At 36.3% G+C, this 23,179-nt stretch carries 21 protein-coding genes and 1 pseudogene; 13 read left to right on the top strand and 9 right to left on the bottom strand.

The genetic code is table 11. The features are described from left to right. Positions 1-255: 255 nt before the first annotated feature. The 3 genes from ASE21_RS21375 to ASE21_RS21365 all read left to right on the top strand — a co-directional run bounded on the left by ASE21_RS21375 (position 256) and on the right by ASE21_RS21365 (position 3,461). A complete protein-coding gene (locus ASE21_RS21375) occupies positions 256-1,284 on the top strand; it encodes an SDR family NAD(P)-dependent oxidoreductase (RefSeq protein WP_157848793.1) in 1,029 nt (342 codons plus the stop codon). Between the two features lie 39 nt (positions 1,285-1,323). Beyond that, on the top strand, positions 1,324-2,427 hold the full coding sequence (locus tag ASE21_RS21370) for a PQQ-dependent sugar dehydrogenase (protein WP_242410322.1): 1,104 nt from the start codon (positions 1,324-1,326) through the stop codon (positions 2,425-2,427). A gap of 74 nt (positions 2,428-2,501) precedes the next feature. Beyond that, positions 2,502-3,461 carry an SMP-30/gluconolactonase/LRE family protein gene (locus ASE21_RS21365; protein ID WP_057124750.1) on the top strand — a complete coding sequence of 320 codons (960 nt, stop codon included), beginning with the start codon at positions 2,502-2,504 and terminating at the stop codon, positions 3,459-3,461. Between the two features lie 38 nt (positions 3,462-3,499). Here ASE21_RS21365 and ASE21_RS21360 read toward each other — a convergent pair whose 3' ends face one another. From ASE21_RS21360 to ASE21_RS21330, 7 genes are read right to left on the bottom strand one after another with little or no spacing between them, the layout of a single operon-like run. Further along, positions 3,500-4,006, bottom strand: a complete 507-nt coding sequence (locus ASE21_RS21360) for a 4'-phosphopantetheinyl transferase superfamily protein (protein ID WP_057124749.1) — start codon at positions 4,004-4,006, stop codon at positions 3,500-3,502. Then, positions 4,003-4,257 carry an acyl carrier protein gene (locus tag ASE21_RS21355; RefSeq protein WP_057124748.1) on the bottom strand — a complete coding sequence of 85 codons (255 nt, stop codon included), beginning with the start codon at positions 4,255-4,257 and terminating at the stop codon, positions 4,003-4,005. The genes ASE21_RS21360 and ASE21_RS21355 overlap by 4 nt, the downstream gene beginning before the upstream one ends. Before the next feature lies 1 nt (position 4,258). Next, positions 4,259-5,527, bottom strand: coding sequence for a beta-ketoacyl-[acyl-carrier-protein] synthase family protein (locus ASE21_RS21350; RefSeq protein WP_057124747.1), 1,269 nt, complete (start codon positions 5,525-5,527; stop codon positions 4,259-4,261). Beyond that, on the bottom strand, positions 5,524-5,961 hold the full coding sequence (locus tag ASE21_RS21345; protein ID WP_057124746.1) for a 3-hydroxyacyl-ACP dehydratase FabZ family protein: 438 nt from the start codon (positions 5,959-5,961) through the stop codon (positions 5,524-5,526). The genes ASE21_RS21350 and ASE21_RS21345 overlap by 4 nt, the downstream gene beginning before the upstream one ends. 12 nt (positions 5,962-5,973) lie before the next feature. Continuing rightward, positions 5,974-7,026: a type III polyketide synthase gene (locus ASE21_RS21340; RefSeq protein ID WP_057124745.1), complete on the bottom strand. Its 1,053-nt coding sequence runs from the start codon at positions 7,024-7,026 to the stop codon at positions 5,974-5,976. Further along, entirely contained in the window at positions 7,023-7,736 is a 714-nt protein-coding gene (locus ASE21_RS21335; RefSeq protein ID WP_057124744.1) for a methyltransferase domain-containing protein, read from the bottom strand. The genes ASE21_RS21340 and ASE21_RS21335 overlap by 4 nt, the downstream gene beginning before the upstream one ends. Then, the gene (locus ASE21_RS21330) at positions 7,737-8,864 is read right to left on the bottom strand and encodes an NAD(P)/FAD-dependent oxidoreductase (protein ID WP_057124743.1); all 1,128 of its coding nucleotides are present in this window, start codon (positions 8,862-8,864) and stop codon (positions 7,737-7,739) included. Between the two features lie 207 nt (positions 8,865-9,071). Between ASE21_RS21330 and ASE21_RS21325 the strand changes: the two genes are divergently transcribed. The 3 genes from ASE21_RS21325 (at position 9,072) to ASE21_RS21315 (ending at position 11,530) form a co-directional block, all read left to right on the top strand. After that, positions 9,072-9,929: an SDR family oxidoreductase gene (locus tag ASE21_RS21325; protein WP_057124742.1), complete on the top strand. Its 858-nt coding sequence runs from the start codon at positions 9,072-9,074 to the stop codon at positions 9,927-9,929. 46 nt (positions 9,930-9,975) lie between these two features. Beyond that, on the top strand, positions 9,976-10,983 hold the full coding sequence (locus ASE21_RS21320) for a VOC family protein (protein ID WP_057124741.1): 1,008 nt from the start codon (positions 9,976-9,978) through the stop codon (positions 10,981-10,983). 103 nt (positions 10,984-11,086) lie between these two features. Next, positions 11,087-11,530, top strand: coding sequence for a nuclear transport factor 2 family protein (locus ASE21_RS21315; RefSeq protein ID WP_057124740.1), 444 nt, complete (start codon positions 11,087-11,089; stop codon positions 11,528-11,530). Positions 11,531-11,719: 189 nt separating this feature from the next. Here ASE21_RS21315 and ASE21_RS21310 read toward each other — a convergent pair whose 3' ends face one another. After that, positions 11,720-13,138, bottom strand: coding sequence for an SDR family oxidoreductase (locus ASE21_RS21310; protein WP_057124739.1), 1,419 nt, complete (start codon positions 13,136-13,138; stop codon positions 11,720-11,722). 12 nt (positions 13,139-13,150) lie between these two features. After that, positions 13,151-13,834, bottom strand: coding sequence for an SDR family NAD(P)-dependent oxidoreductase (locus ASE21_RS21305; protein WP_057124738.1), 684 nt, complete (start codon positions 13,832-13,834; stop codon positions 13,151-13,153). 197 nt (positions 13,835-14,031) lie between these two features. On the opposite strand from ASE21_RS21305, the gene ASE21_RS21300 reads away from it, so the two are divergent. From ASE21_RS21300 to ASE21_RS21270, 7 genes and pseudogenes are all read left to right on the top strand, one after another. Then, positions 14,032-14,334 (top strand): TIGR03643 family protein, encoded by a 303-nt coding sequence (locus tag ASE21_RS21300; RefSeq protein WP_057124777.1) that lies wholly within the window; start codon positions 14,032-14,034, stop codon positions 14,332-14,334. A gap of 574 nt (positions 14,335-14,908) precedes the next feature. Then, positions 14,909-17,911 carry a SusC/RagA family TonB-linked outer membrane protein gene (locus tag ASE21_RS21295; protein WP_082603526.1) on the top strand — a complete coding sequence of 1,001 codons (3,003 nt, stop codon included), beginning with the start codon at positions 14,909-14,911 and terminating at the stop codon, positions 17,909-17,911. Between the two features lie 11 nt (positions 17,912-17,922). Further along, entirely contained in the window at positions 17,923-19,272 is a 1,350-nt protein-coding gene (locus ASE21_RS21290) for a RagB/SusD family nutrient uptake outer membrane protein (protein WP_057124736.1), read from the top strand. Positions 19,273-19,362: 90 nt separating this feature from the next. After that, positions 19,363-20,313 (top strand): isoaspartyl peptidase/L-asparaginase family protein, encoded by a 951-nt coding sequence (locus tag ASE21_RS21285; RefSeq protein WP_057124735.1) that lies wholly within the window; start codon positions 19,363-19,365, stop codon positions 20,311-20,313. Positions 20,314-20,463: 150 nt separating this feature from the next. Next, positions 20,464-21,849: a YfcC family protein gene (locus ASE21_RS21280; RefSeq protein WP_057124734.1), complete on the top strand. Its 1,386-nt coding sequence runs from the start codon at positions 20,464-20,466 to the stop codon at positions 21,847-21,849. An 11-nt stretch (positions 21,850-21,860) separates the two neighbouring features. Next, on the top strand, positions 21,861-22,913 hold the full coding sequence (locus ASE21_RS21275) for a cyanophycinase (RefSeq protein WP_057124733.1): 1,053 nt from the start codon (positions 21,861-21,863) through the stop codon (positions 22,911-22,913). A 92-nt stretch (positions 22,914-23,005) separates the two neighbouring features. Continuing rightward, positions 23,006-23,179, top strand: a pseudogene (locus ASE21_RS21270) (amidinotransferase); the annotation flags it as partial.

Raw genomic sequence — 23,179 nt, 5'->3', positions numbered from 1 at the left:
TTTAAAAATTGTTAAGTATGAAATTTTTTTAGGATTATCATAGTATTAGTCACTTTCATGCCATTTTTTATAATTGTAAAGTATTGCGATTGTTGTAATTATACAATTTCTATAAATAATGATATAAAATCAATTGTAAAATAATTGCAAGCTTTATAGTGTTAAAAAAAACCGCTGTTAATTCGGCCTTCCTGCAGCATGTACGTGATTTTTAAGAAGGAGCTGCAGGCAGACCAGCGGTTTAAAATTAAGATTATGATAAAACTTCTACACTACAGAAAATTGCTTGGGATGGCTGTGTGCTGTTTTATGTTTTTTTTGCAGGGCTGTACTACCTGGAAAACAGGCAGTGCCGGACAAAAGAAAATAGCGGGAAAGACATACGTGATCATTGGGGCTTCAAGCGGGATGGGTCGTGGAGTTGCACAAGAACTAGGAAAATATAAAGCTAATGTGGTGCTTGCTGCCAGAAGGACAGAACTGCTGGAAGAAATTGCAGATTCGATCAGAAAGTCAGGAGGAAATGCTTTAGCCATGACTGCCGATATCAGCAAGCCGGAAGAGGTAAAAAAAGTGGCAGAGGCTGCTGTAAGTCAGTATGGAAAGATTGACGTCTGGATAAATATGGCCGGAGTTACCGCTGTCGGACGTTTTTGGGAAGTACCAATGGAAGATCAGATGCGGGTTATAGACGTAAATTTAAAAGGGTTTTTCTATTCGAGCAGAATTGCAGTTGAGCAGTTTATGAAACAGGGTGAAGGCGTTCTTATTAATACAGCGTCCGCTATGGCTGAAATTCCCCTTGCTTATCAGACTGGTTATTCAGCAACAAAATCAGGAATAAGAAGTCTGGACTTGGCACTCTGTCAGGAATTGCGTCTTAATGGATATCATAAAATTAAAGTTGTCACTATCGAACCATGGGCTATAGACACACCCATATGGAAACACGCCGCAAATTATACCGGGGTAGAACCTAAAATGTCTATGATGGACAAACCTGATAAAGTAGTTAATGCCATTTTAAGAAAATCACTCAGACCCAGAAAAATTGTTGCAGTAGGATGGAAGGCAAAGACAGCTTCTTTCAGTGCAAATGTTTTTCCAAGATTGAGTGAACATATTGGAGGTAACATGGCAGAAAAGTACATGATAGAAACAGGACCCGAAGTACCGGATACTCAGGGTTCACTTTATAAGCCGATGCAGGAAGGCAGAGGTATTGAGGATGGTGCTAAAAAAAGAATGAAAGACTTTAAAAGAAGCAAAAAACAAAAACAGTAAATAAAGACAACAATCTGATAACGCTTAGATACAATTGCTATGAAAACTAAACTATTACTGCTCCTAATATTTGCCTTAAGCGCAATAAGCCCTAAAATGTTTGGGCAGAAAGGGATTCCGCCAAGGGAAAATACGATGAAAACCACTATTACCAATTTCCCAGCCCACATGGAATATAGCAGCAAACTGGCATCAGGGCTCAAGACCGCTCCCGGCTGGACAGTAACTCCTGCTGCTGTTGGACTTGGTAAACCGCGAATGCTTTATCTGGGAAAACAAGGGCAGCTGTACGTTACCCGTCGTGATGCCGGTGATGTATTAATGCTGACCGATGCCGACAAGGATGGTAAATTTGAAAATATGATTCGTGTAGCTGACTTCCCTGGGGTGCACGGCATTACTTCTAAGGATAATTTTATGTACCTCTGTAATAATAATAAAGTACTGAGATATGCTTTGAATGAAGATGGTACTTTGGCAAAAGCTGCAGATACACTTATTAAAGATCTGCCAAGCGGCGGACAGCATGCAAACCGTACTATGGATTTTGGTCCTGATGGAAAACTATATATTTCAGTTGGAAGCGTGTGCAACGACTGTAAGGAAAGCGATAAGGAAACTGCCGCAATGCTTCAGGTAGATCCAAAGACCTTGAAAAGAACTTTATATGCCTCAGGACTTCGAAATACTATTGGTTTTGACTGGCATCCGGGCTCTGGAGAAATGTGGGGTCTGGATAATGGAGGTGATACCAAAGGGGATGAATGGCCTCCTGAAGAACTCAATCATATTGTGATGGGTGGAAATTATGGTTTTCCATTTGCCTACGGAAAAAAAGAAGTAGATAAAAGCCGGGAAGATCCGATAGGAAATACGAAGGAAGGATGGGCTAAGCTTACACAGCCTTCTGTTCTGGAATTTCCGGCACACAGCGCGCCAATTGCCTTTGCCTTTTTTGATAAAGGTCCTAATAAAGGTGATGCATTGATCTGCTGGCATGGCTCATGGAACAGAGAAAATCCAAGTGGATATAAAGTACAGCGTATCAACTTTGACAATAAGGGAAATGCAGTGGGTTCTGAAGATTTTTTAAATGGATTTTTAATTGGCAATGAACGTTTTGGAAGACCTGCAGAGTTGTAATCGGAGAGAATACAGTATATATATCCGATGATGCAAACGGTATTATTTATGCCCTTAAACAAAAATAAAAGATCATGAAAAAATTAATTATATCATTATTATTTATCCAGATAATCTGGGCACAGCAGCCTACAAAACGTATTGAATTTGAAGCTCCTGAATCTTATCCTGAGGGTGTAGCTTTCGACAAGGCTGCCAATGTATTTTATGTTTCTTCTGCACGTCTGGGAACGATCGGAAAAGTAACTAAAGAAGGAAAATATACTGAATTATATAGAGATAAATCTTTAAAATCTACATATGGTTTGAAAGTCCATCCAGACGGTAAAAAATTATATATATGTGCCGGAGATGCTAATTACAGTAAATTTAGTACTCCGGATACTAAAAAGAAAATGGCCAGACTTATTATTATTGACCTGAAGTCGGGTAAAAAAACATCTGATATCGACCTGTCAGGTCTTGTGCCAGGAGAGCATTTTCCAAACGATCTGGCTTTTGATAGTAACGGCAACGCATACATAACAGACAGTTATGCTGATGTTATTTATAAGGTAGATACTTCCGGAAATGCAGTTGTTTTCAGTAAAAGTGAACTGCTTAAATCTGCCGGTGTCGGACCCAACGGTATTGTATTTCATCCACAGGGATTTCTTCTTGTAGCCAATAACGGAACGGGTGCATTGGTAAAAATTGAAGTAGCAAATCCTGAAAAAGCTTCAAAAGTAAAAATAGAACAGTTTTTCCCCAGTGCAGACGGACTGCTTTTAAATGATAATAGCACCATTACTTTAGTGCAGAACGGAGGCGCGAACAAAATTTTTAAAATAAAAACTGCTGACGGCTGGGTTTCTGCGCAAGTAGCAGAATCAACTTCTGTAGAAGACCGTTTTGCTTTTCCATCTACAGCAGCCATAGCAGGAGATGAAATCTGGGTTATGAATGCTAATTTCAGCGAACTGACAGAAGGAAATAATGTTCCTTCTAAAAAATTCTCACTGCAGCAGGCTGTGTTTACTCCGATAAAGAAATAAAATGCTAAACATATATAATATTGCCGATTAGTGTTTTATTAATTTTCTTTAATCGTAACCATATGTTCAAAACGTCCGTGGTGGCTTATTGAAATATCTTTTAATGTATTGTTAGAAAAAACAGCGAGATAAGGAACCCCGTTTTCGTTTTTTACAATTCCTTTTTTTTCAATTTCAATTATACGGTTTAAATTTTCAGGATTAAGTACTGCTGTTGTATGAATTTTTTCTGTATCGATGAGCGTTTTGGTGTAATATTTATTTTCGCTGCAGATCACTATTCCTTTAGCAATACCTTTATCAAGGGTGATTATAGAGCATGAAAGTTTTTTAGGGATATATGCCCTTATCTGAATCTGTCTATGATAGATTTTATAGGCAGCTTCTTTCATACTCCATAAAATCCATAGCATGATTTCGGGGTCATGATAATTATTTATCAGCCTTTGTTCTGCATCTGTAAAAAGTTTTTCAATAAAACCTCTGCGTCTCCAATTACTTTCAATCAGTGACTGACGAAGATCTATTACATCATTGCCAATCATTTAGCAGCTAGTTTTGTTTCTATAATCTCTACAGCGGTTTTTACATCCAGCATGCGTTCCATATCCGTATTATCAATTACCACATCAAATTGCTCTTCGATGTCGAGAACAATATCTACAAGATTAGCAGAATTAATTTTTAAATCGTTGATAAAATCTGTTTCCTCCGTAAGATTTTCGTATGCTTCTGTATTTGTGGTATAAGGTTTTATAATGTTTTTTAATTTCTCTGTAAGTTCTTTTCTTTCCATTTTAGTTTTCAAATTTTTTAAATATTACACATGCGTTGACATCACCAAAACCAAAACTGGCTTTGGCAATTATATTAGGATTAGTATTGACAGTTTTTAAAAGCACTTTTGAAGCATCAATAAACGTCGTAATTTCCGGGTGAATATCGGCACAATTGCTGTTTCCAAATAAAAAACCTTCATGAAGCTGTAAAATTGCGGCAACGCTTTCGATACTTCCCGAAGCACTTAAACAGTGTCCTGTCAGACTTTTTAAGGAATTAATATAAGGAAAATCTATACCGCTTCGGCCTAATGCCTTTGTCCAGTTTTCAATTTCCAGACTGTCTTTTGTTGTTGCAGTAAGATGTCCGTTTATGGCATCAATGTCATTTGCAGAAATTCCGGAATTGATTACTGCATTTTCTATGCATTTTTGAACAGCAGTACTGTTTGGCGCTGTCATACTGCCGCCTTCCCGCTGTCCGCCTGAATTGATACTCCCGCCCAATATTTCAGCATAAATTGTGGCATTACGTGCCAGAGCGCTTTCCAAATCTTCAATAACCATTGCACCGGCACCGCTTCCGGGAACAAATCCTGCAGCCGAAATGCTCATAGGTCGTGAACCCTCCTGGGGATTTTCGTTGTATTTTGAAGGACAAACCCTTAGCGCATCAAATCCGGCCCAAATATACGGTCCGCTGTCTGAGGTGCTTCCGGCAAGTATTCGTTTTGCTTGTCCGGATTGGATTCTGTCATACGCCATTAAAATTGCTTCGGTACCCGTTGCACAGGCAGAGGAATTGGTCGTAACCTGATTTCCCAGTCCGATTTTACCGCCAAGATATGCACTTACCCCGCTGTTCATCGTTTGTGCAACAACGGTGCTGCCGAGCCTGCGGGTCTGCAATTCATCAATTTTATATATACTTTCACGAAATTTATCAATTCCGGAAGTGCCCGATCCAAAAATGGCACCACTGTCCCAATCAGGAGTTTCATTTACAGGAAGTCCGGCGTTTGTCCAGGCTTCCAGACCAGCAATTACACCGTATAAAATGCCTGTGCTGTTAAAGCCGCGAAGTTCAAGTTCGGTAAAATACTGCGATTTTAATTCTTCTGCTATTTCAGGCTCACCGCTGATTTGACACGAAAACTGCAATTCTTCCAGCTGAGAATTGTGACGAATGCCCGAAACTCCGTTTTTAATCGCTTCGGTAAATGCCGGAATTCCCACACCATTTGGTGCCGCCACACCGAGACCTGTTACTACAATTCGTTTTTTCATAATTTTGAAGTTATCATCCCTGCCAAAATACCCCTGCAGACTTCTTGTCCGGCTTCATTTTTCATCACGGCACTGCATTTTAGTTTTCCAAAACGAAAGAAAATTTTCTTTGAAGTCACTGTTACTTTTTCGTTTGGATAAACCGGTTTTAAAAATTCCATATCTGCAGAAGTAAAAGCAACTACGGTATCATTTTTAAGGTAATTTCCAAGTAAATATATTCCCAGACAAACCATTCCGATTTGTGCCATCGTTTCGGTCAGAATAACACCCGGCGTAACAGGATTATCCTTAAAATGGCCTTTGTAAAAATCAAGTTCTTTTTTGAATGTAAAAGTTCCCGTTGCGCCATTTTCGTCTGCATGCAGCAGTTCATCCACAAACAAGAAAGGTTCATTGTAAGGAAGCTGTTTTATAATATCAGTTAATTCCATAATCTCTAAATATTACCATTGCAATAAAATTCGCTGTGCCGAAAATCCGGGACCAAAACTCAGCATTAATCCTTTTTCACCTTTCTCGGGATTACGGTTCATGATGCTTTCTAAAACATACAAAACAGTTGCACTCGACATATTGCCGTATTGTCTCAGAATTTCTTTTGTATCATCGATATTTTTGCCCAATCCGGAGAAAAGTACCTCGACTGTATTCACGATTTTTTTACCGCCCGGATGAAAGATTAAATGATCAATATCTTTAATATCAAGATTATTTTGTTTTAAAAACGGATGAATAATATCGCCAAAATGATTCGCAATGGTGTCCGGCACTTCAATATCCAAAACCATTTGCAGACCGCTGTTGGTGAGTTTAAAACCCATCATATGTTCGGCATCATAAAAATGATACATTTGTTCATCCAGAATTTCGGCTCCTTTATCGTCTTCATGAGAAGAAAGTAAGCAGCAGGCCGCACCATCGCCAAAAATAGCGGCACTGACAATATTGGGCATCGAAAAATCATTGAGCTGAAATGTTGCAGTAGGAGATTCTACAGCAATCACCGCAGCCCGTTTTCCGGGATTTGATTTCAGGAAATTCTTAGCGTATATAATTCCTGATATTCCGGCCGCGCAGCCCATTTCGGTTACAGGCAGGCGCACAATATCCTGGCGCAGTTTCATTTTATTGATGAGGTAAGCATCTAAAGAGGGAATCATAATTCCTGTACAGCTCACTGTAATAATATAATCCAGACTCTGTGGATCCCATCCTGTTTTTTCCAGGGCTTTTTCTAATACCTGCTGCCCGAGAACAATCATTTCACGGCTGTAAATATCATTTTTTTCTTCAAATGATGAAGCAGTAAAAACTTCTGATGGTTCCATGATAGAGTAGCGTTTATCTACTGCGGCACCTTCAAATATTTTTTTTACCTTTTTTATAAAACGCTCTTCCTGACCTTCGAGCCATAGATCCAGAAAAGGCAGGATATCTTTCGTTTCGCGTGAATATTGCGGAAGCTGTTTAACGGCTGTAATTATCTTTACACTCATATTTTTGTAATTATCCACTGGTAGCGAAATGCCCACTTCCAGTTTATGGTATAGTTTTTAAAACTTAGTTTTTTGGAAAAATTTTCCAGTTCTATTTTCTTAAATCCCCTTAAAATAGAAATTAGTCCGTCGTTTCGGGACATTTTATTCAGGTTAAAAATGCTGCAGATTATTTCAAAAAGTCTGTATGCTGTTTTGCTTCTGTGCAGATCATTTACCACAATTCCTGTTGACGTGTTGTTGTAAACTCTTTTGAGTACGTCCTGGATTTGTGCATTTGTAAAATGATGCAGGGTTAAGGTGCATAAGGCTATATCGTATTTCAGTTCATTAAAATCCGGACTGAATATATCCAGACATTTATATTCAATATTTTCAAATTCTTTAGATAAATTTTCGGCATAACGTATTGTAAAAGCATTAGCATCAATTCCTATTAGCTTAAAGACCAAGTTGTTTTTTTTAGCGTACCGCGCCAGCATTCGCATCATATCGCCGTTGCCGCATCCAATATCTGCAATTATGAGAGGTTTGGTTGTGTCCGTTTTTACCAGCAGTTTTTTTAATCCGTGAAGTGTTAATTTATTGCCTCCCAATAGTTGGTTGATTTTAGCGATTTGATCTAATGCGTCGATTAATTCTGTTCCCGTAAGGGAAAAATCGTCCATTATTTCAGTTTCTTCGGTTCTATATTTGGTACTTAGGCTCATTTATTTGATTGTTATGGGACTGCCGTGCGTTTGCCTGATTATTTTTGAAAGCAAAAATGGCATCCATGCTGTCATGGAAGTCACAATATTTGTAAAATTTTTATGTGTTAAAGCCCTGGCTAAAATTCTGCCCATAAAAAGCCTTTTGCTGAATTTTTTTTTCCATTCGTCTTCATATTTTTTTTCTAATAAAAAGCGGTCTGCTATTTTACCGCTGTAAAAATCAATAACCAGTTCTGAAGCAATTTTTGCGCTGTGTATCGCCATCGCCATTCCGTTGCCGCACATAGGATGTATAAGCCCTGCGGTATCTCCAATCATTAAAATATGATTTTCTACGGGCTTTTTTTTATCAAATGAAATCTGGCTGATGGTAATTGGTTTGTCAAAAACAGGGGTGGAGTTTTCAAATACAGCTTTCAGTTTTGGGTTTTTACATAAAACTTCTTTTTGGTAATCGTCTATGTTTTTATATTTTTTAAAAGTTTCGAAGTCGGCCAGATAGCAAATGTTTATGTTTTTTTTCTCAACGACAGATACCCCGCAGTAACCGCCTTTAAAATTGTGAAGCGCCACAAGACTATTATCAAACTCTCCTGTATAATGCCCTTTTACAGCCAACCAGGGAGATTTTTTTGAGATAAAACTTCGTGAAAGAACCTGATCAATATTAGATCTTTTTCCGTAAGCACCAAGCGCAATTCTGGATATAAAAATCTGCTCAGGAGTTTTGACCGTGAAAACATCATCTTCAAAAGAAATATCGGTTACGGTTTCTGTAATCACGTTACAGCCCTGCTGAAGTGCTTTTTCATATAAAAATTGATCAAGAGCAAAACGACTGATTCCGAATCCGCCTAAAGGTAATTTGGTTCGGGCTGCTTTTCCATTCTGTGCAGAAAATTCAAAATTAGAAATCTGAGTCGGCTGCAGTTCTGAAACATCTGCACCAAGCCATTGGAGATAAGGTAAAATTTCGTTCGAGATGTATTCGCCGCAGACTTTGTGTCTCGGATAAGCAGATTTTTCTATGAGTGTCACGCTCAGTCCTTTCTTAGAGAGATGCAGCGCACCTGCCAGACCAGCAAGACCCCCGCCAATAATCAATACATCCGGATTTATTCTCATATTACTAATTTACTTATAAAATATCAAATACTTTAATGATTTTGGATAAAAAAATGACTCAGGAAGCTCCTTTTTTTATGTCTTCTTCAAACTCTTGACCTAGATCAAGTTTTTACTTATTTCTAATCAATGTAAAGGTTTGGCATTCGTCGCAATTTTGTAATGTTCAAAAGAACAAACATTATAAACATTTAAATATTAGAAATCATGTCAAAAACAATTTTTATTACAGGAACAAGTACAGGCTTTGGAAAATTAACAGCTATAACATTAGCAAATGCAGGTCATTCAGTAATTGCAGGAATGCGAAATACCAATGATAAGAATGCCGCTGCCGCAAAAGAATTAGGGGCAATTGAAAACATTGAAGTTGTAGATATTGATATTACAGAAGATTTATCCGTTACTGCAGCTATCGAAAAAGTAATCATTAAATACGGAAAAATAGATGTACTGATCAATAATGCGGCAGTGAGCGGTTTTGGTCTTCTTGAAGGATATTCTATTGATCAGGTGCGTAAAATGTTCGATGTAAATGTTTACAGCGTACTTCGTATGTATCAGGCTGTACTTCCTTCTATGAGAAAAGAAAAAAATGGACTTGTAATTAATATTACAACCGGAGCGAGCGGCCACACACTTCCTTTTATGGTGCCATACATCGCTTCAAAACTTGTGGTAGAAAGTTTTACAGAAGGATTACAGGATGAATTGGCAGATTACGGAATTGAAAATGTAAGTATCCAGCCGGGAGTTTATCCAACGGAAATGAATAATGGCTCTAAAGCCGGTATTCATGCAGATAAAACAGAAATTATCGAGGAATACGGAGAACGCGCAGCAGAAAAATTTAATGCGCTTGGTACTGCATTATTTGGTAAAATGGCTCAGTTTGATATGAATCCGCAGACCATCGCTGATGGTATTCTGGAATTAGTAAACATGAAAAAAGGAGAGAGACCGCTTCGTTTTCCACTTGATGCTATAGCACAAGGAACTGATAAAGAATTCATCGAAGCCCGTGCCAGTATTAAAGCAAAATGGGTAGCAGCTTACACTAATTAATTTTTCATTTAAGGAAATTTAAGTAATTATAATCGTTCAAATAATCATGAAAACAACTCATAAAAAAATACAGACTTCAGCAGCAGCAATGCTTAATCTATTAATACTATTTTCAGCTTCAGAAAAGACAGCAGCACAAGAAACTGCAGGAATTGTTGGAATAGATCATGTCGGAATCAATGTTCCTGAACTCAATAAAGCAATTCCATTTTTTAGCGATATACTTGGTTTTACTCCAGTGACACAGCTAGGGCCAATTCCGCTTGATACTGAATGGAAAAAATTAAATCACATCAATCCCTCTACAGGTGCTGTCACCATAAAAATGATCAATGCAGGAAGCGGAGCAAGTATTGAAGTGTTTGAATACGCAGATAACAAAGGAAGTAAAACGCATCCTAATACAGATGATATTGGTGCATCTCACATTGCTTTTTATGTAAATGATATTAATGCATCTGTACAATATTTAAAAAGTAAAGGCGTAAAAATTTTAGGAGAACCTTTTACAATGCCTTCTGGTGATACCGCTGGAGAAACCTGGGTTTATTTTGAAACGCCGTGGGGTTCAAAAATGGAACTGGTTTCGTATCCAAACGGAAAAGGATATGAAAAAAATAAACCGGCAAAAATTCTTTGGTCTCCAAAAAATGCAGTCAAAAGTTATGATAATAAACAAAACTCAATTGGGCTTTCCGAATCTGAAATCAAATCTTTAGTAGAACTCCATCTGGCAATATGGAATGAAAAAGATGGTATAAAACGAGATGGATTAATGAAAAAAGTCTATGCAGAGCACATCGAAATGATAGACAGTCATTTTGTTGCTGTGGGTCACAAAGAAATCGACGGATTTGTAGAGGGTCTTCAAAAGAAAAGTGTGAATTCCAAATTTACACATGTTCAAGCAATCGATGTCAATCATAATACAGCGAGACTGTACTGGCAGCATGGAACTCCGGAAAAACCCGATGCCGTTACCGGAATGGATCTTTTTGTTTTCGAAAACGGAAAAGTTATCAAACTGTATGTTTTTGTTGACAATAAAAAATAATTCAAAATTCATGGAATTATCGGTGAGTTTTAGTACAGCGATTTAACCATCTTATAGCATAATCTCAAATTAGATTTAAATTTTAACTTAAAAAATAAAAATTATGAAAGCTTCAGTAATCAACTCAAATTCAGAAAACGAAAAATTAATCCGAAAACTATATGCGGTGGCAGAAAGTCAGGATGCAAAAGCATTTACGGCACTTTTTACAGAAGACGGTTATTTTTGGGATATCTCAGCCGGAACTAAATATTTTGGTGAAGATATTGGAAAAACAGTAGATGTATATGCAGCGGCTTTTCCTGATATGCACAGAGAACTATATGAACTGTATGTTTTGGATGATGAAAATACTGTAGTTGTAGAATTATCCCTAAACGGAACCCATAAAGGACCTCTCCAATTTTCATCGGGAACAATTGAAGCTACTGGAAAAACAATAGAAGTGCCGTGTTGTGATGTTTTCAAAATTGAAAACGGAAAAATAAAGTCATTTCACTGTTATAGTGCAGGAACAATACTTTTGGGACAATTAGGAATTTTTTAATCAAGCAAAATAATCAAAACAGTTTGATTTTTAACTGCAGTGTTTCTGGCATTCAGATTTCGACTGTTTGTAAAGTGTAAAGATATTTTGAATAAAAGCCTGAGAATCGAAAATATTCTCAGGCTTTTTATAATATATGGTCGTTTGACCTTCGAACCTTAATTTGGAAAACAAAATATTTTTAAAGTTTCATTTAATTAGTTTACTGAGCATCCCATTAAAAATGAAGCCATGAAAGGGGAGGACAGAATACCAGTACAGTTTTCCCAAAAAACCTTTTGGTCTGAAAGTTGCGGCCTGATATAAGGTATTATTTATAATTTTAAATTCAAGCCATGCTTCTCCAGGCAGTTTCATTTCGGCATACAAAACTAGTTTACCTTGTTTTTTATCGGCATATAAAACACGCCAGAAATCTAAAGCATCTCCCGGGAAAATTGCATTTTTGTGCGTTCTTCCCCTTCTGGTGCCCACACCGCCAAAAACCTTATCAATAAAGCCACGCAGATTCCACATCCAGTCTCCATAGTACCATCCGGTTTCACCGCCAATTGACCAGATTTTTTCAATGGTATATTCACGGTTGATAATTTCCTTTTTTCTTCTGTCAATGTAGCAGTTCTTTTTTGGAACCTTTAAATATTGATTCAGGTTTCCTGTAAACCTGCCGCTGGCTAGTGAATCTTTCCAGCTCGATATAATATCATTTTCCTGTATTTTCTGCAATGCCCTGTCTAATGACTGATTGTATGTTATAGGTTTAATATTTAAAAGAGTGTTTATGCGATTATCTTGGCAGATCACTTCCACTTTCATACTGCTGACAAGAGCCGCGGCCAGTTTATATGATGTAGATGTGACAAAATAAAGCCAGTATGATGACAATTTGGGTGTCATGACCGGAATAGTAAAAATATACCGGGTTAGTTTCTTTGCTTTTGCAAACTGAAGCAGCATTTCTTTATAGGTAAGTATATCCGGCCCGCCTATATCAAAACTCTGATTATAAGTTTGCGGATTTAAAAGTGACTTTAATAAAAATTCTAAAACGTCGGAAACAGCTATAGGCTGGCATTTGGTATTGAGCCACTTTGGTGTGATCATAACGGGCAGCTTGTCTACCAGATCCCGTATTATTTCAAAAGAAGCGCTGCCGGAGCCCACTATTATTCCTGCTCTCAGGGTTGTTGCCGGGATGTTAGAACTTTTTAAAATATCTTCTACAGCTTTTCGGGATGATAAGTGTTTAGATAAAGATTTATCATTTACGATGCCGCTGAGGTAGATAATCTGTTTAGCTTTTGTATCACTGAGTCTGTTTATGAAATTATAAGCCGAGGTACTTTCCATTTTATCGTAACTGCCTGATGTGTCAGACATGGAGTGAATTAAATAGTAAGCAGCATCAATGTCTTCGGGAATATCTGTGAGACTGTCAGCATCAAGAAAATCTGCTTCAATTACTTTAACTTTGCCTAAAGCTGTTTCAGGATAATTAAATCTGCTTTTATCCCTTACACAGCAGATCACTTCATGGTTATTTTTTAAAAGAAGCGGTAAAAGCCGTTTTCCTATATATCCTGTAGCACCGGTTAAGAGAATTTTCATAGTTAGTTATTATTATATTTTAAAGCTTACCAGCCCGTAATCCATAACAAAAACCTGTCCTGAAATAGAAGATGCACTATCAGAAATCAGATAATCTGCCATTTGTGCCACTTCCTGAGACTGCAGGTAATTTTTCATAGGATGACGTTCTTTGATGGTTTCCCTCATTTTGTCATTTCTTAAAATGGATGCTGAAAGAGGTGTTTCGATAATAGTTGGTGCCACAGCATTAATTCGGACCTGACCGGCGAGCTCTGCCCCAAGAGATTTAACAATTCCTTCGACTGCTGATTTCGATGCTGCAATGCTGGCATGAAACGGCATCCCCAGTTTTGCCGCTACAGTGCTGAATAATACTATGGAAGGATTTTTGCCTTTCTTTAATATGGGAAGATACTTCTGTATTACTTTAACAGCACCAATTACATTTATTTCAAAATCATTTCTAAAATCATCAATGTGCAGACTTTGAATAGGCTTAAGGTTTATTGATCCCGGACAATAGATCAGGGCATCAATATTCTCTATTTCAGGCAGCGCATCCTTCAGAATATCTACGGAATAATGATTAAGATTACTATGTGAAATATCAGGCGGGTTACGGCTTATGTTATATACTATGCTGTTTTTTAATTTTTCTTGCAGCAGTGCCTTACCAATCCCACTGCTTCCTCCTACAATTAGAATTCTTTTCATATATAAATCGTTTAAAATCTTTAAATTAAATAATGGCCAGCCAATTAAGATAAAAGCTTTATACTGCCATTTGAATTTATTAGACGTTTATCTTGTAAAAGTTATCACCATTAAAGGTACTAATTTGTTTAATCTTTTCTAAAATATGTTAAACATTTTTTTATTTTTATATGCAAATATTTTAAATGAAAGAAAAAATGAAATTTATTATTGAGAAAACAGATCCAACTATGCTTAATGAGATACAGATAGACAGGATTATAGAAATGGCCTGGGAGGACAGAACCCCTTTTGATGCGATTCAATATCAATTTAATCTCTCTGAAGCCGACGTAAAAGCCTTGATGAAAAAAGAATTGAAATTCAGCAGTTATAAATTATGGAGGAAACGTGTCGAAAACTGTAAGACAAAACATGCCGCCAAGAGGGTTAATGGAATTGAAAGATTTAAATGCAGCAGACAGAGGAATGTTTCAAATAATAAAATTTCGAAGCGCTGAAAAATTATAATCAGCCTTTGAAATACTTAATTCTACTAACTTTTATGTGATAAACAGTATCAAGTCTAATTTGAATTTTCTTACTTTTTCGATTGTTATACTCTTAAAATTATGAATAAATATCAGTATAAAAACTAAATGTGTAAACAAAATTTAATAATAAGTTTGCATTTTGTTTTTTAATTCAATTTTTTTTCTACTTTTATATTCAATAAATAATCCTATTTTGATTGCAGGAAAAGCAAATACGATAACAAAATCAAAATCTCTTACTTTAAGAGGTCTTCAGCCTATCTTTAATTGTTGAAGAATACAGCTTTAAACACCAATCTGTCGTGTTTACTGCCTTATTGTATTTTATTTTCTCAACCAAAACAAACCAAATGAATTTTACCAATTTATCAAATCGTTGTATTGATTGCAAATCACTTTATTTGAAAGGTTTGCAGCCAATATTCAATTGTTAAAAAGTTTCTATTCTCAGTTTACAGATTTTAATGCCCAAAAACGCTTCATTTTCATGAATCGTTAAGGCGTTTCTATTGTCAATTTTATCAAATTTTAAACTAAGAAAATGAAACTAAACAAAAAACAAAAACTCATAGTTGTGTTGTTATCATGCATTTCAACATACGCACAAAAAACTATAAAAGGAACTGTAATAGACAAACAATCTAATATACCCATGGTAGGGGTGAATGTTATTGTTCCTAATTCAAAAGCAGGTACAGTTACAGATTTTGACGGAAAATTTCAACTTCAGGCACCTGAAAACACAACCGTAATAGAACTTTCTTATATCGGATTCCAAACTCAAAAAGTGAGTATAGATGAAAAATCGAACTATACTATATATATGACATCAGGCCAAGGCCAAAGTCTCGATGAAGTGGTGATCATAGGTTATGGAACGCAATCTAAAAAAGATGTGAGTTCCAGCATACAATCCATAAAAACCAAAGATTTACCTCAGGGAACTTCTTCAAGTTTTGAAAACAGTCTGCAGGGACAGACTCCCGGAGTAAACATAAGTTCATCATCTGCAACACCCGGAAGTGCCGTAAGTGTTAATATTCGTGGGGTTTCTTCAATTTCAGCCAGCAGTCAGCCTTTGTATATCATAGATGGAATTCCGATAGTATCCAGAAATAATTCAGCATTGAATGCAAATATACAGCCGGTTAATCCTTTAGCAGATTTGAGTCCAAATGATATCGAGTCTTTTACAATTTTAAAGGATGCTGCCGCTGCGGCTATATATGGATCAAGAGGTGCTAACGGAGTAATTTTAATTACCACAAAAAGAGGTAAAACAGGTAAAAGTAATATAGATGTTAATTACTATACTTCTTTTGCTCAAATTTCAAAATATCCAAAAATGGTGGACAGTGAAAAGTTTAAAAGCTTTTTTAACACTGCTGCTGAATTTGACGGACTGGGTTCTAATTATTTTGACTGGATCGATACTTCAAAAGGAATCAATACAAATATTTATGATGAAATCTTCAGAGTTGGCGTAACACAAAATTTAGATCTTAGTGTTAAAGGAGGAAGTGAAAAAACAAGTTATTATTTAAGCGGAAATTATTATAATCAGGAAGGAATTCAATTAGGTCAAGGCTTTAAGAGATTAAGCGGCCGAATGAATCTGGATCATACAGTTAATGAAAAATTCAAAATAGGAAACACTTTTTTTATAACACGAAGTAACCATCAGCGAACAATTGGTGAAAACGATGAATATGGAGTTGTAATCAATGCACAAGGCTGGGATCCTACACAACCAATTTATGATGACAAGGGTAATTATACCAATCCGTTTAAATACAATACATGGTGGCCGCTTGAGAATCCTGTTCAAATTGCCAAAGAATATAAAAACACTTCTCAATCTACACGTGTGCAGGGTACGGCGTATGTGGAATGGAAAATTATTCCGGATTTAAAATTCAAGTCTGCTTTTTCATTAGAGTATTCTAACTTAGTCGAGGATTCTTATGTTCCATCTGGCACAAATAAATCTAAAACAGGCGAAGGTATTTATGCAACTTATGAAGAAACCAACTGGCTTGTTGAAAATACTTTAAACTACAATAAACAATTTGGCGAAAAGCATAATTTCGGCGCTATTTTAGGGTGGACCATTCAAGAAAATGAAACTCGTTTTTCTGATCAGTCAGGTGTAGGTTATGCGACTAACACAACCTCTAGTATTTCGGCGGCAAGTACAATTATTGCAAGTACTTCGGGAAGAAATCAATACGGTTTGCAGTCATTTTTTGCAAGATCAAATTATGTTTATGACGATAAATATATCGCATCATTTACAGTGAGAGCTGATGGTTCTTCCCGTTTTGGAAAGAATAATCAATATGGTTATTTTCCTTCAGGATCACTGGCATGGAGAGTCAATAAAGAGAAATTCTTTAAAATTGAAAGTGTTTCTGATTTTAAAATCAGAGCCAGTTACGGACTTACAGGAAATCAGGAAATTGGTTCAAACTGGAGAGGAACTTATACTTTGAATGCCAATTATAATGGAGTTCCGGGAATAGCGCCTAACCGATTGGAAAATCCGGACCTGGGCTGGGAAAAAACAAAACAGCTGGATCTTGGGTTAGATTTTGGATTGTTTAAAAACCGAATCAATTTTACGGCTGATTATTTCAACAAACAAACAGATGATCTTTTACTTCAGGCTAAAGTTTCTGGACTTACAGGTTTTAATTCTGTTTATCAAAATGTTGGAGCTATAGAAAATAAAGGATTTGAATTTGGAATCAATGCTGCTGTCTTTGATGGAAATGATTTTAAATGGAATACAGGTATTAATCTGACACTGCTTGATAATAAGATTAAAAAATTAATCAACGATGGAGAAGAAGTAGGAAGAAACCACATTCTTAAAGAAGGTCAGGAGGTAAGTACATTATATTTAATTAAATTTTTGGGTGTTGATCCGCAAACCGGAGACGCAAAATTTGATGACGTTAATAAGGATGGAATTATTGATTTCTCTGACAGGCAGATGGTTGGAGGCGCATTGCCAACTTATTTTGGAGGATGGAGCAATAATTTTACCTACAAAGGATTTTCATTAACAGCAAACTTCATATTCTCCGGAGGAAATAAAATATTCAATCAAAGCCGACATGTTTATGATAATTATGGTTACACAAAAAGCGGTATCCCATATTCTAATATAAGTGAAAGAGTATATGATAATTACTGGAGAACTCCGGGCCAGATTACCGATGTGCCAAGGCCTTCTACAAAAGATGGACAAATGCAGCGTTTCAGTACGCAATATTTGGAAGATGGAGATTACATCAGACTGAAAACGTTAAGTCTTGCTTATAAACTGCCTTCTGATGTTATCCATAAAATTGGCTTGAATAGTCTTTCTCTTTACATACAAGCTCAGAATTTATTTACCATAACAGATTATTTAGGTTTCGACCCGGAGGTTTCGACCAATACTTCAAGTCAGGAAGATTTAAATATCCTGCAAGGAGAAGATTTTGGAACTTTAGGTCAGGCACGCACCATTACTTTAGGATTAAGTACAACATTTTAAAATTTGAAATCATGAAAAATAAAAAGATATATTTATTCTTGTCTATGTTACTTGCCTTTACAGTTTTTGGATGTGATGATGTACTGGACACTAAATTAGATGATGAAATTCCAGCGGCAACTGCCATAACAGATAATATTTCACTAAAGGCTGCTGCTGTTGGATTATATGATGTAATGCAAAGCGGAACTTACTACGGAGGTGAATTTATTTTGGCTCAGGAATTAACAAGCGGCAATGCTGATGCAACAGGTTTTCAGGAACGTTTTTCGCAGTTGGATAATGCTGTTGTTCCTCCATCAAATGCCTATATTCAAAGCAATTGGGTCAATGTTTATTCACTTGTTAATGCCAGCAATTTGATTTTGCAGAAAATGGATGAACTTCAGCTAAAAGATGATAATTCTAAAGGAACTGCACTTTTTTGCAGAGCACTAGGACACTTCGATGCTTTGCGCCAGTTTGGACAGTTTACAGATCCAAACTCAAAATATGGTATTCCTGTTTCAACTAAATATCTGGATGCAAAATCGGCTGTAGAAGTTTCCAGGTCTACTGTAGCGCAATCTTATCAGCAAATTATTTCAGATCTAAAAGAAGCTGTCGCAATTTTAAAATACGACAGCAATAGATTTTTTATTACAAAGTCAGCGGCAGAAGCTCTTCTTGCCAGGGTTTATTTGTATCAGGGTGATTATGATAATGCGATACTATATGCCAGTAAAGTAATTAGCAATGATACTTATAAATTAAATACCAAATTTAATGATATTTATGATTTTGAAGGTTCACCGGAAGCTATATTGGAGTTACAATTTTTAGGTATCGACGGCAATAGTTTAACGGAGTTTTTATCAGTTTCACCTCCCGAAGTTTCTGCTGATTATACTGGTTTTTTCAAACCTATGGACGATGACAATGACCCAAGAAGTTATAAATATTATGATTCAGGAAAAGAAGTTTACTGCGATAAATATGGAACACGCGACAGCGAAATAGATGGTAACGCGATTATCATCAAACTTTCAGAAATCTACCTGATTCGTGCAGAGGCATTGGTAAAAAAAGATCCTCAAAATTTAACTTTGGCTTTGGCCGATTTAAATGTAGTGCGTCAAAGATCTTTACCGGGCCAGCCTTATACTTTGGCAGAAATTCCAAATGTAGATGCTTTTACTAGTGCCTTGATTGAAGAAAATAAAAGAGAATTAGGCTTTGAAGGGCATCAATGGTTTACTATTGTTCGATTAGGAAGAGCATCTTCAATTTTAAATATTCCTGCTTTTAGAACAACTTATCCGATACCGCAAAATGAAATTACCATTTCACGAGGCAAATTAGAACAAAATCCGGGATATTAAAAATCCTATTGGAAGCTGCTAAGGAGGAGTTCATCAATAGAAAATGTATTCCGCTTAGTAGTCTTCTTCATAATCAAAAAAAGAAAAAAAATGATAAATAAAATGCCATTTGCACTTTGTATACATGGAGGTGCTGGTGTAATAACTCCCGAGAATCTATCACAAAAAGATAAAAAAATAATAAAAAACGATTTAATACTCGCTCTTAATGCAGGAGAAAAAATTTTAGCAGAAGGCGGCAGTGCTGTTGATGCAGTCGCAGCTGCCGTAGTAGCTCTGGAGAACAGCATTCATTTTAATGCAGGAAAAGGAGCGGTTTATTCCCGGGAAGGGAAACATTTGCTGGAAGCGTCAATAATGAATGGCGCTACATTAGAGGCCGGAGCGGTAGCAAACAGTATGAAAATTAAAAATCCTGTTTTGTTCGCTAAAAGCCTATTAGAAAATAAAGATCTTATAATGATTTCGGGTGAAGCTGCTGATAACTTGGCTGAACAAACTAATCATGAATTAGTAGAAAACGATTACTTTGACACTGATTTTAGAAAAGAACAATTTTTAGAAGCGAAAAAGATTTCTGAAACAACAAGTTTTTTGGATCACACTAATTTAAAGATGGGAACAGTTGGTGCTGTTGCCCTTGACAGAAATGGCAATATTGCGGCAGCAACTTCAACGGGAGGAATGACTAATAAATTGGATGGCCGCATTGGCGATTCTGCCATTATTGGAGCCGGGACTTATGCCAATAATAAAACTTGTGGTGTATCCTGTACAGGCGTTGGAGAATATTTTATAAGAGCAACAGTCTCTTCTATGGTGTCTAACTTAATGGAATTTGGAAAAATGTCGCTTGCGCAGGCAGCTGAAATAACAATCAAAGGACATTTAACACAGCTGGGAGGAGAAGGAGGACTTATAGCAATTGATAAGCATGGAAATATTAATTTTTCATATAATTCACAAGGAATGTATCGCGGTTTTATAAATGAAAAAAAGAATGAGAAGAAGGTATTTATCTGGGATGATGAAGAACTTTAATCTGGCTTTTCAGTTATCATTTGGATTCATCATGAAATGGTTTCAGATAGTGTAAAATAAATATAAACATCGTAGAATGTCAGTAGAGTAACAAGAGATGAGGTTGTTATCTTAAGTTATACTCCTGAATAAAAATTAAATATATAGAGAATGAAATTAATCCAAAAATTTCCAGACACGATCACCATTATTTTAGTGATAACGGTTCTTTTTATTGGCTTAACATGGGTAATTCCTGCAGGAGAGTTTGATAGGACTATTACAAACAATACCGAGAAAATAATTGCAGGCTCGTACAAACATGTAGCATCTTCACCGCAAGGAATTAAAGCTTTTTTAGAAGCTCCAATAAAGGGTTTCATTTCGGCATCGCAGATTATTGCTTTTGTGTTTTTGGTCGGAGGCGCTTTTTCAATTATAAACCTGACTGGTGCTATAAATGCCGGACTTTATAATGTAATTCAGTTTAGTCAAAAAAGGCCAAAACATAAAATCTTTATTGTTCCGTTTTTGGTTGTATTATTTTCTTTTGCCGGCGCTACGTTTGGTATGAGCGAAGAAATTTTAATCTTTATTTTGATTACTGTACCAATGGCAAAAGTCATGGGTTATGATGCAATTGTAGGTGCTGCAATACCTATTGTAGGAACTGGTGTTGGTTTTGGAGGTGCTTTCAGTAACCCGTTTACTATTGGGATTGCACAGGGTATTGCACAAATTCCAATTTTTAGCGGAATGGAATACAGGATTTTTGTCTGGTTTGTTTTAACAACATGTGCCTGCGCCGTAATTACACATTATGCTATAAAAATTGAAAAAAATCCTCAGAAAAGTTTATTGTTCGGCATTACTGATGAAAAAGAAAGTAATCAAGAGGTGCCGGATTTTAAATTGGATGGGCGGAGAAAAATAATATTATATGCACTTTTTGCTTCCATTTTCATATTAATTTACGGGGTAAGTAATTATGATTGGTACATAAACGAAATCGCCGCTTTATTTTTGGCCTTGGCTATTTTTGTAGCTATTATTTATAGAATGTCCATGTCAACAGCTATAGATGCTTTTGTATTAGGAGCTAAAGACATGATGACAGCAGCTTTGGTGATTGGGCTGGCTAAAGGGCTCTTGATTATTGCACAGGAAGGCAAAATTATTGACACAATACTCAATTCAATAGTGGCGATAACACAAAACACACCAACCGCTGTATCTGCTGAATGTATCTTTTTTTTCCAATCGTTTTTAAACTTTTTTATTCCGTCAGGATCAGGACAAGCTTCTTTGACCATGCCTATAATTATTCCAATTTGCGATGCATCTGAAATAAGCAGGCAAATGGCAGTACTTACTTTTCAATTGGGTGACGGTTTTACTAATCTTATTATTCCAACAAGCGGTGTTACAATGGGAGCTCTCTCTTTGGCTAAAATACCGTATAGTAAATGGTTTAAATGGATGCTGCCCAGAATGTTGGTGTTTTTAATAGCATCCATGCTGCTGATTCTTCCTCCATTATATCTGTTTAATTGGTAAATCATACGAAAATGAAAATATTAGCGATAACATTTCTGTTTATTTTAAGTGCATGCTCGTCTGAAAATAATATGGATAATCCCGTTCCACAAGCGCCAGGAGCAAAAAACTACCTGTCTTATTTTACAGGAAATAAAGTAGATAAAATTACTGCTCCAAAAGGCGGAATTTGCCTCATGGGAGGAGCCTCAGAAAATGACGGGGCAATGAAATGGTTTTTAGAAAGGGCCGATGGCGGCGATATTTTAATTTTACGAACTTCTGGAACTGATGGCTATAATAATTATTTATACAATTCTTTGAGTGTTACTGTTAATTCTGTTGAAACTATTGTTTTTAAAAATGCAGCAGCGAATTCGGATAAATATATAGTGGAAAAAATAAATAATGCAGAGGCGATTTGGTTTGCAGGCGGAGACCAGTGGGAATATATTTCGTATTGGAGAAACACGCCAGTTTCTGAAGCAATCAATAACGCTGTTACAAAGAAAAAAGTAGTTATAGGAGGAACCAGTGCCGGTATGGCCATTCAGGGAGGTTTTTATTTTTCGGCTCAAAACGGAACCATTACTTCTCAGGAAGCATTATTGAATCCATTCGATACCAAAATCACAGTATCAAAAGATCCTTTTTTATACAATGAAGTATTAAAAGATGTAATTACCGATACGCACTATGATAACCCCGACAGAAAGGGAAGGCATGTGACTTTTTTAGCCCGGATTATAAATGATTATAAAATTCAGGCCAAAGGAATTGCTTGTGAAGAATATACAGCGGTATGTATAGACGAAAAAGGAATTGCAAGAGTCTTTGGGAGTTATCCTTCAAAGGAAGATACTGCCTATTTTATAATGCCAAATACTGAAATTGCTGATAACAAACCGGAAGTTTGTAAACCAAACAATCCACTGGAGTGGAATCAGAATCAGGCTGCAATTAATGTTTACGAAATTAAAGGTACTAGTACGGGAAGCAACACCTTCAATTTAAATAACTGGAGTGAAGGTAATGGAGTCATATGGAAAAAATGGTTTGTGGAAAATGGTAAACTGAAAGAGTAAAAATCTTAAGGGAATGTATTTTAATTAAGTTCTAAAAAGAAAATATCAATAAAATAAACATGTATTACTATCATCCAGAACACAATAAATTCATGCTGCCATTAAATGTAAAGAACGAAACGTCAAGACTGCGTGCAGTAGTTTTGGGTTCGGCCGTTCATAATGGACCAACTCCATCAATAGATGAAGCCTATGATCCTAAATCGCTGGAACATATTAAAGCAGGTACATACCCTGTAGAAAAAGACATGGTTGCTGAAATGAAC

Origin of the sequence: Flavobacterium sp. Root901, from assembly GCF_001429765.1 — a bacterium.
Classification (GTDB): domain Bacteria; phylum Bacteroidota; class Bacteroidia; order Flavobacteriales; family Flavobacteriaceae; genus Flavobacterium.
The sequence above is the reverse complement of the archived record's forward strand: the minus strand, read 5'-3'. Positions and strand labels throughout refer to the sequence as shown.

Bases quoted from the DNA above. Each gene is read 5' to 3' on its own strand.
- ASE21_RS21350 (WP_057124747.1), bottom strand. From the start codon at position 5,527: ATGAAAAAACGAATTGTAGTAACAGGTCTCGGTGTGGCGGCACCAAAT.
- ASE21_RS21355 (WP_057124748.1), bottom strand. From the start codon at position 4,257: ATGGAAAGAAAAGAACTTACAGAGAAATTAAAAAACATTATAAAACCT.
- ASE21_RS21375 (WP_157848793.1), top strand. From the start codon at position 256: ATGATAAAACTTCTACACTACAGAAAATTGCTTGGGATGGCTGTGTGC.
- ASE21_RS21320 (WP_057124741.1), top strand. From the start codon at position 9,976: ATGAAAACAACTCATAAAAAAATACAGACTTCAGCAGCAGCAATGCTT.
- ASE21_RS21305 (WP_057124738.1), bottom strand. From the start codon at position 13,834: ATGAAAAGAATTCTAATTGTAGGAGGAAGCAGTGGGATTGGTAAGGCA.
- ASE21_RS21325 (WP_057124742.1), top strand. From the start codon at position 9,072: ATGTCAAAAACAATTTTTATTACAGGAACAAGTACAGGCTTTGGAAAA.
- ASE21_RS21280 (WP_057124734.1), top strand. From the start codon at position 20,464: ATGAAATTAATCCAAAAATTTCCAGACACGATCACCATTATTTTAGTG.
- ASE21_RS21360 (WP_057124749.1), bottom strand. From the start codon at position 4,006: ATGATTGGCAATGATGTAATAGATCTTCGTCAGTCACTGATTGAAAGT.
- ASE21_RS21330 (WP_057124743.1), bottom strand. From the start codon at position 8,864: ATGAGAATAAATCCGGATGTATTGATTATTGGCGGGGGTCTTGCTGGT.
- ASE21_RS21315 (WP_057124740.1), top strand. From the start codon at position 11,087: ATGAAAGCTTCAGTAATCAACTCAAATTCAGAAAACGAAAAATTAATC.
- ASE21_RS21370 (WP_242410322.1), top strand. From the start codon at position 1,324: ATGAAAACTAAACTATTACTGCTCCTAATATTTGCCTTAAGCGCAATA.
- ASE21_RS21295 (WP_082603526.1), top strand. From the start codon at position 14,909: ATGAAACTAAACAAAAAACAAAAACTCATAGTTGTGTTGTTATCATGC.
- ASE21_RS21290 (WP_057124736.1), top strand. From the start codon at position 17,923: ATGAAAAATAAAAAGATATATTTATTCTTGTCTATGTTACTTGCCTTT.
- ASE21_RS21285 (WP_057124735.1), top strand. From the start codon at position 19,363: ATGATAAATAAAATGCCATTTGCACTTTGTATACATGGAGGTGCTGGT.
- ASE21_RS21335 (WP_057124744.1), bottom strand. From the start codon at position 7,736: ATGAGCCTAAGTACCAAATATAGAACCGAAGAAACTGAAATAATGGAC.
- ASE21_RS21275 (WP_057124733.1), top strand. From the start codon at position 21,861: ATGAAAATATTAGCGATAACATTTCTGTTTATTTTAAGTGCATGCTCG.
- ASE21_RS21310 (WP_057124739.1), bottom strand. From the start codon at position 13,138: ATGAAAATTCTCTTAACCGGTGCTACAGGATATATAGGAAAACGGCTT.
- ASE21_RS21300 (WP_057124777.1), top strand. From the start codon at position 14,032: ATGAAATTTATTATTGAGAAAACAGATCCAACTATGCTTAATGAGATA.
- ASE21_RS21340 (WP_057124745.1), bottom strand. From the start codon at position 7,026: ATGAGTGTAAAGATAATTACAGCCGTTAAACAGCTTCCGCAATATTCA.
- ASE21_RS21345 (WP_057124746.1), bottom strand. From the start codon at position 5,961: ATGGAATTAACTGATATTATAAAACAGCTTCCTTACAATGAACCTTTC.
- ASE21_RS21365 (WP_057124750.1), top strand. From the start codon at position 2,502: ATGAAAAAATTAATTATATCATTATTATTTATCCAGATAATCTGGGCA.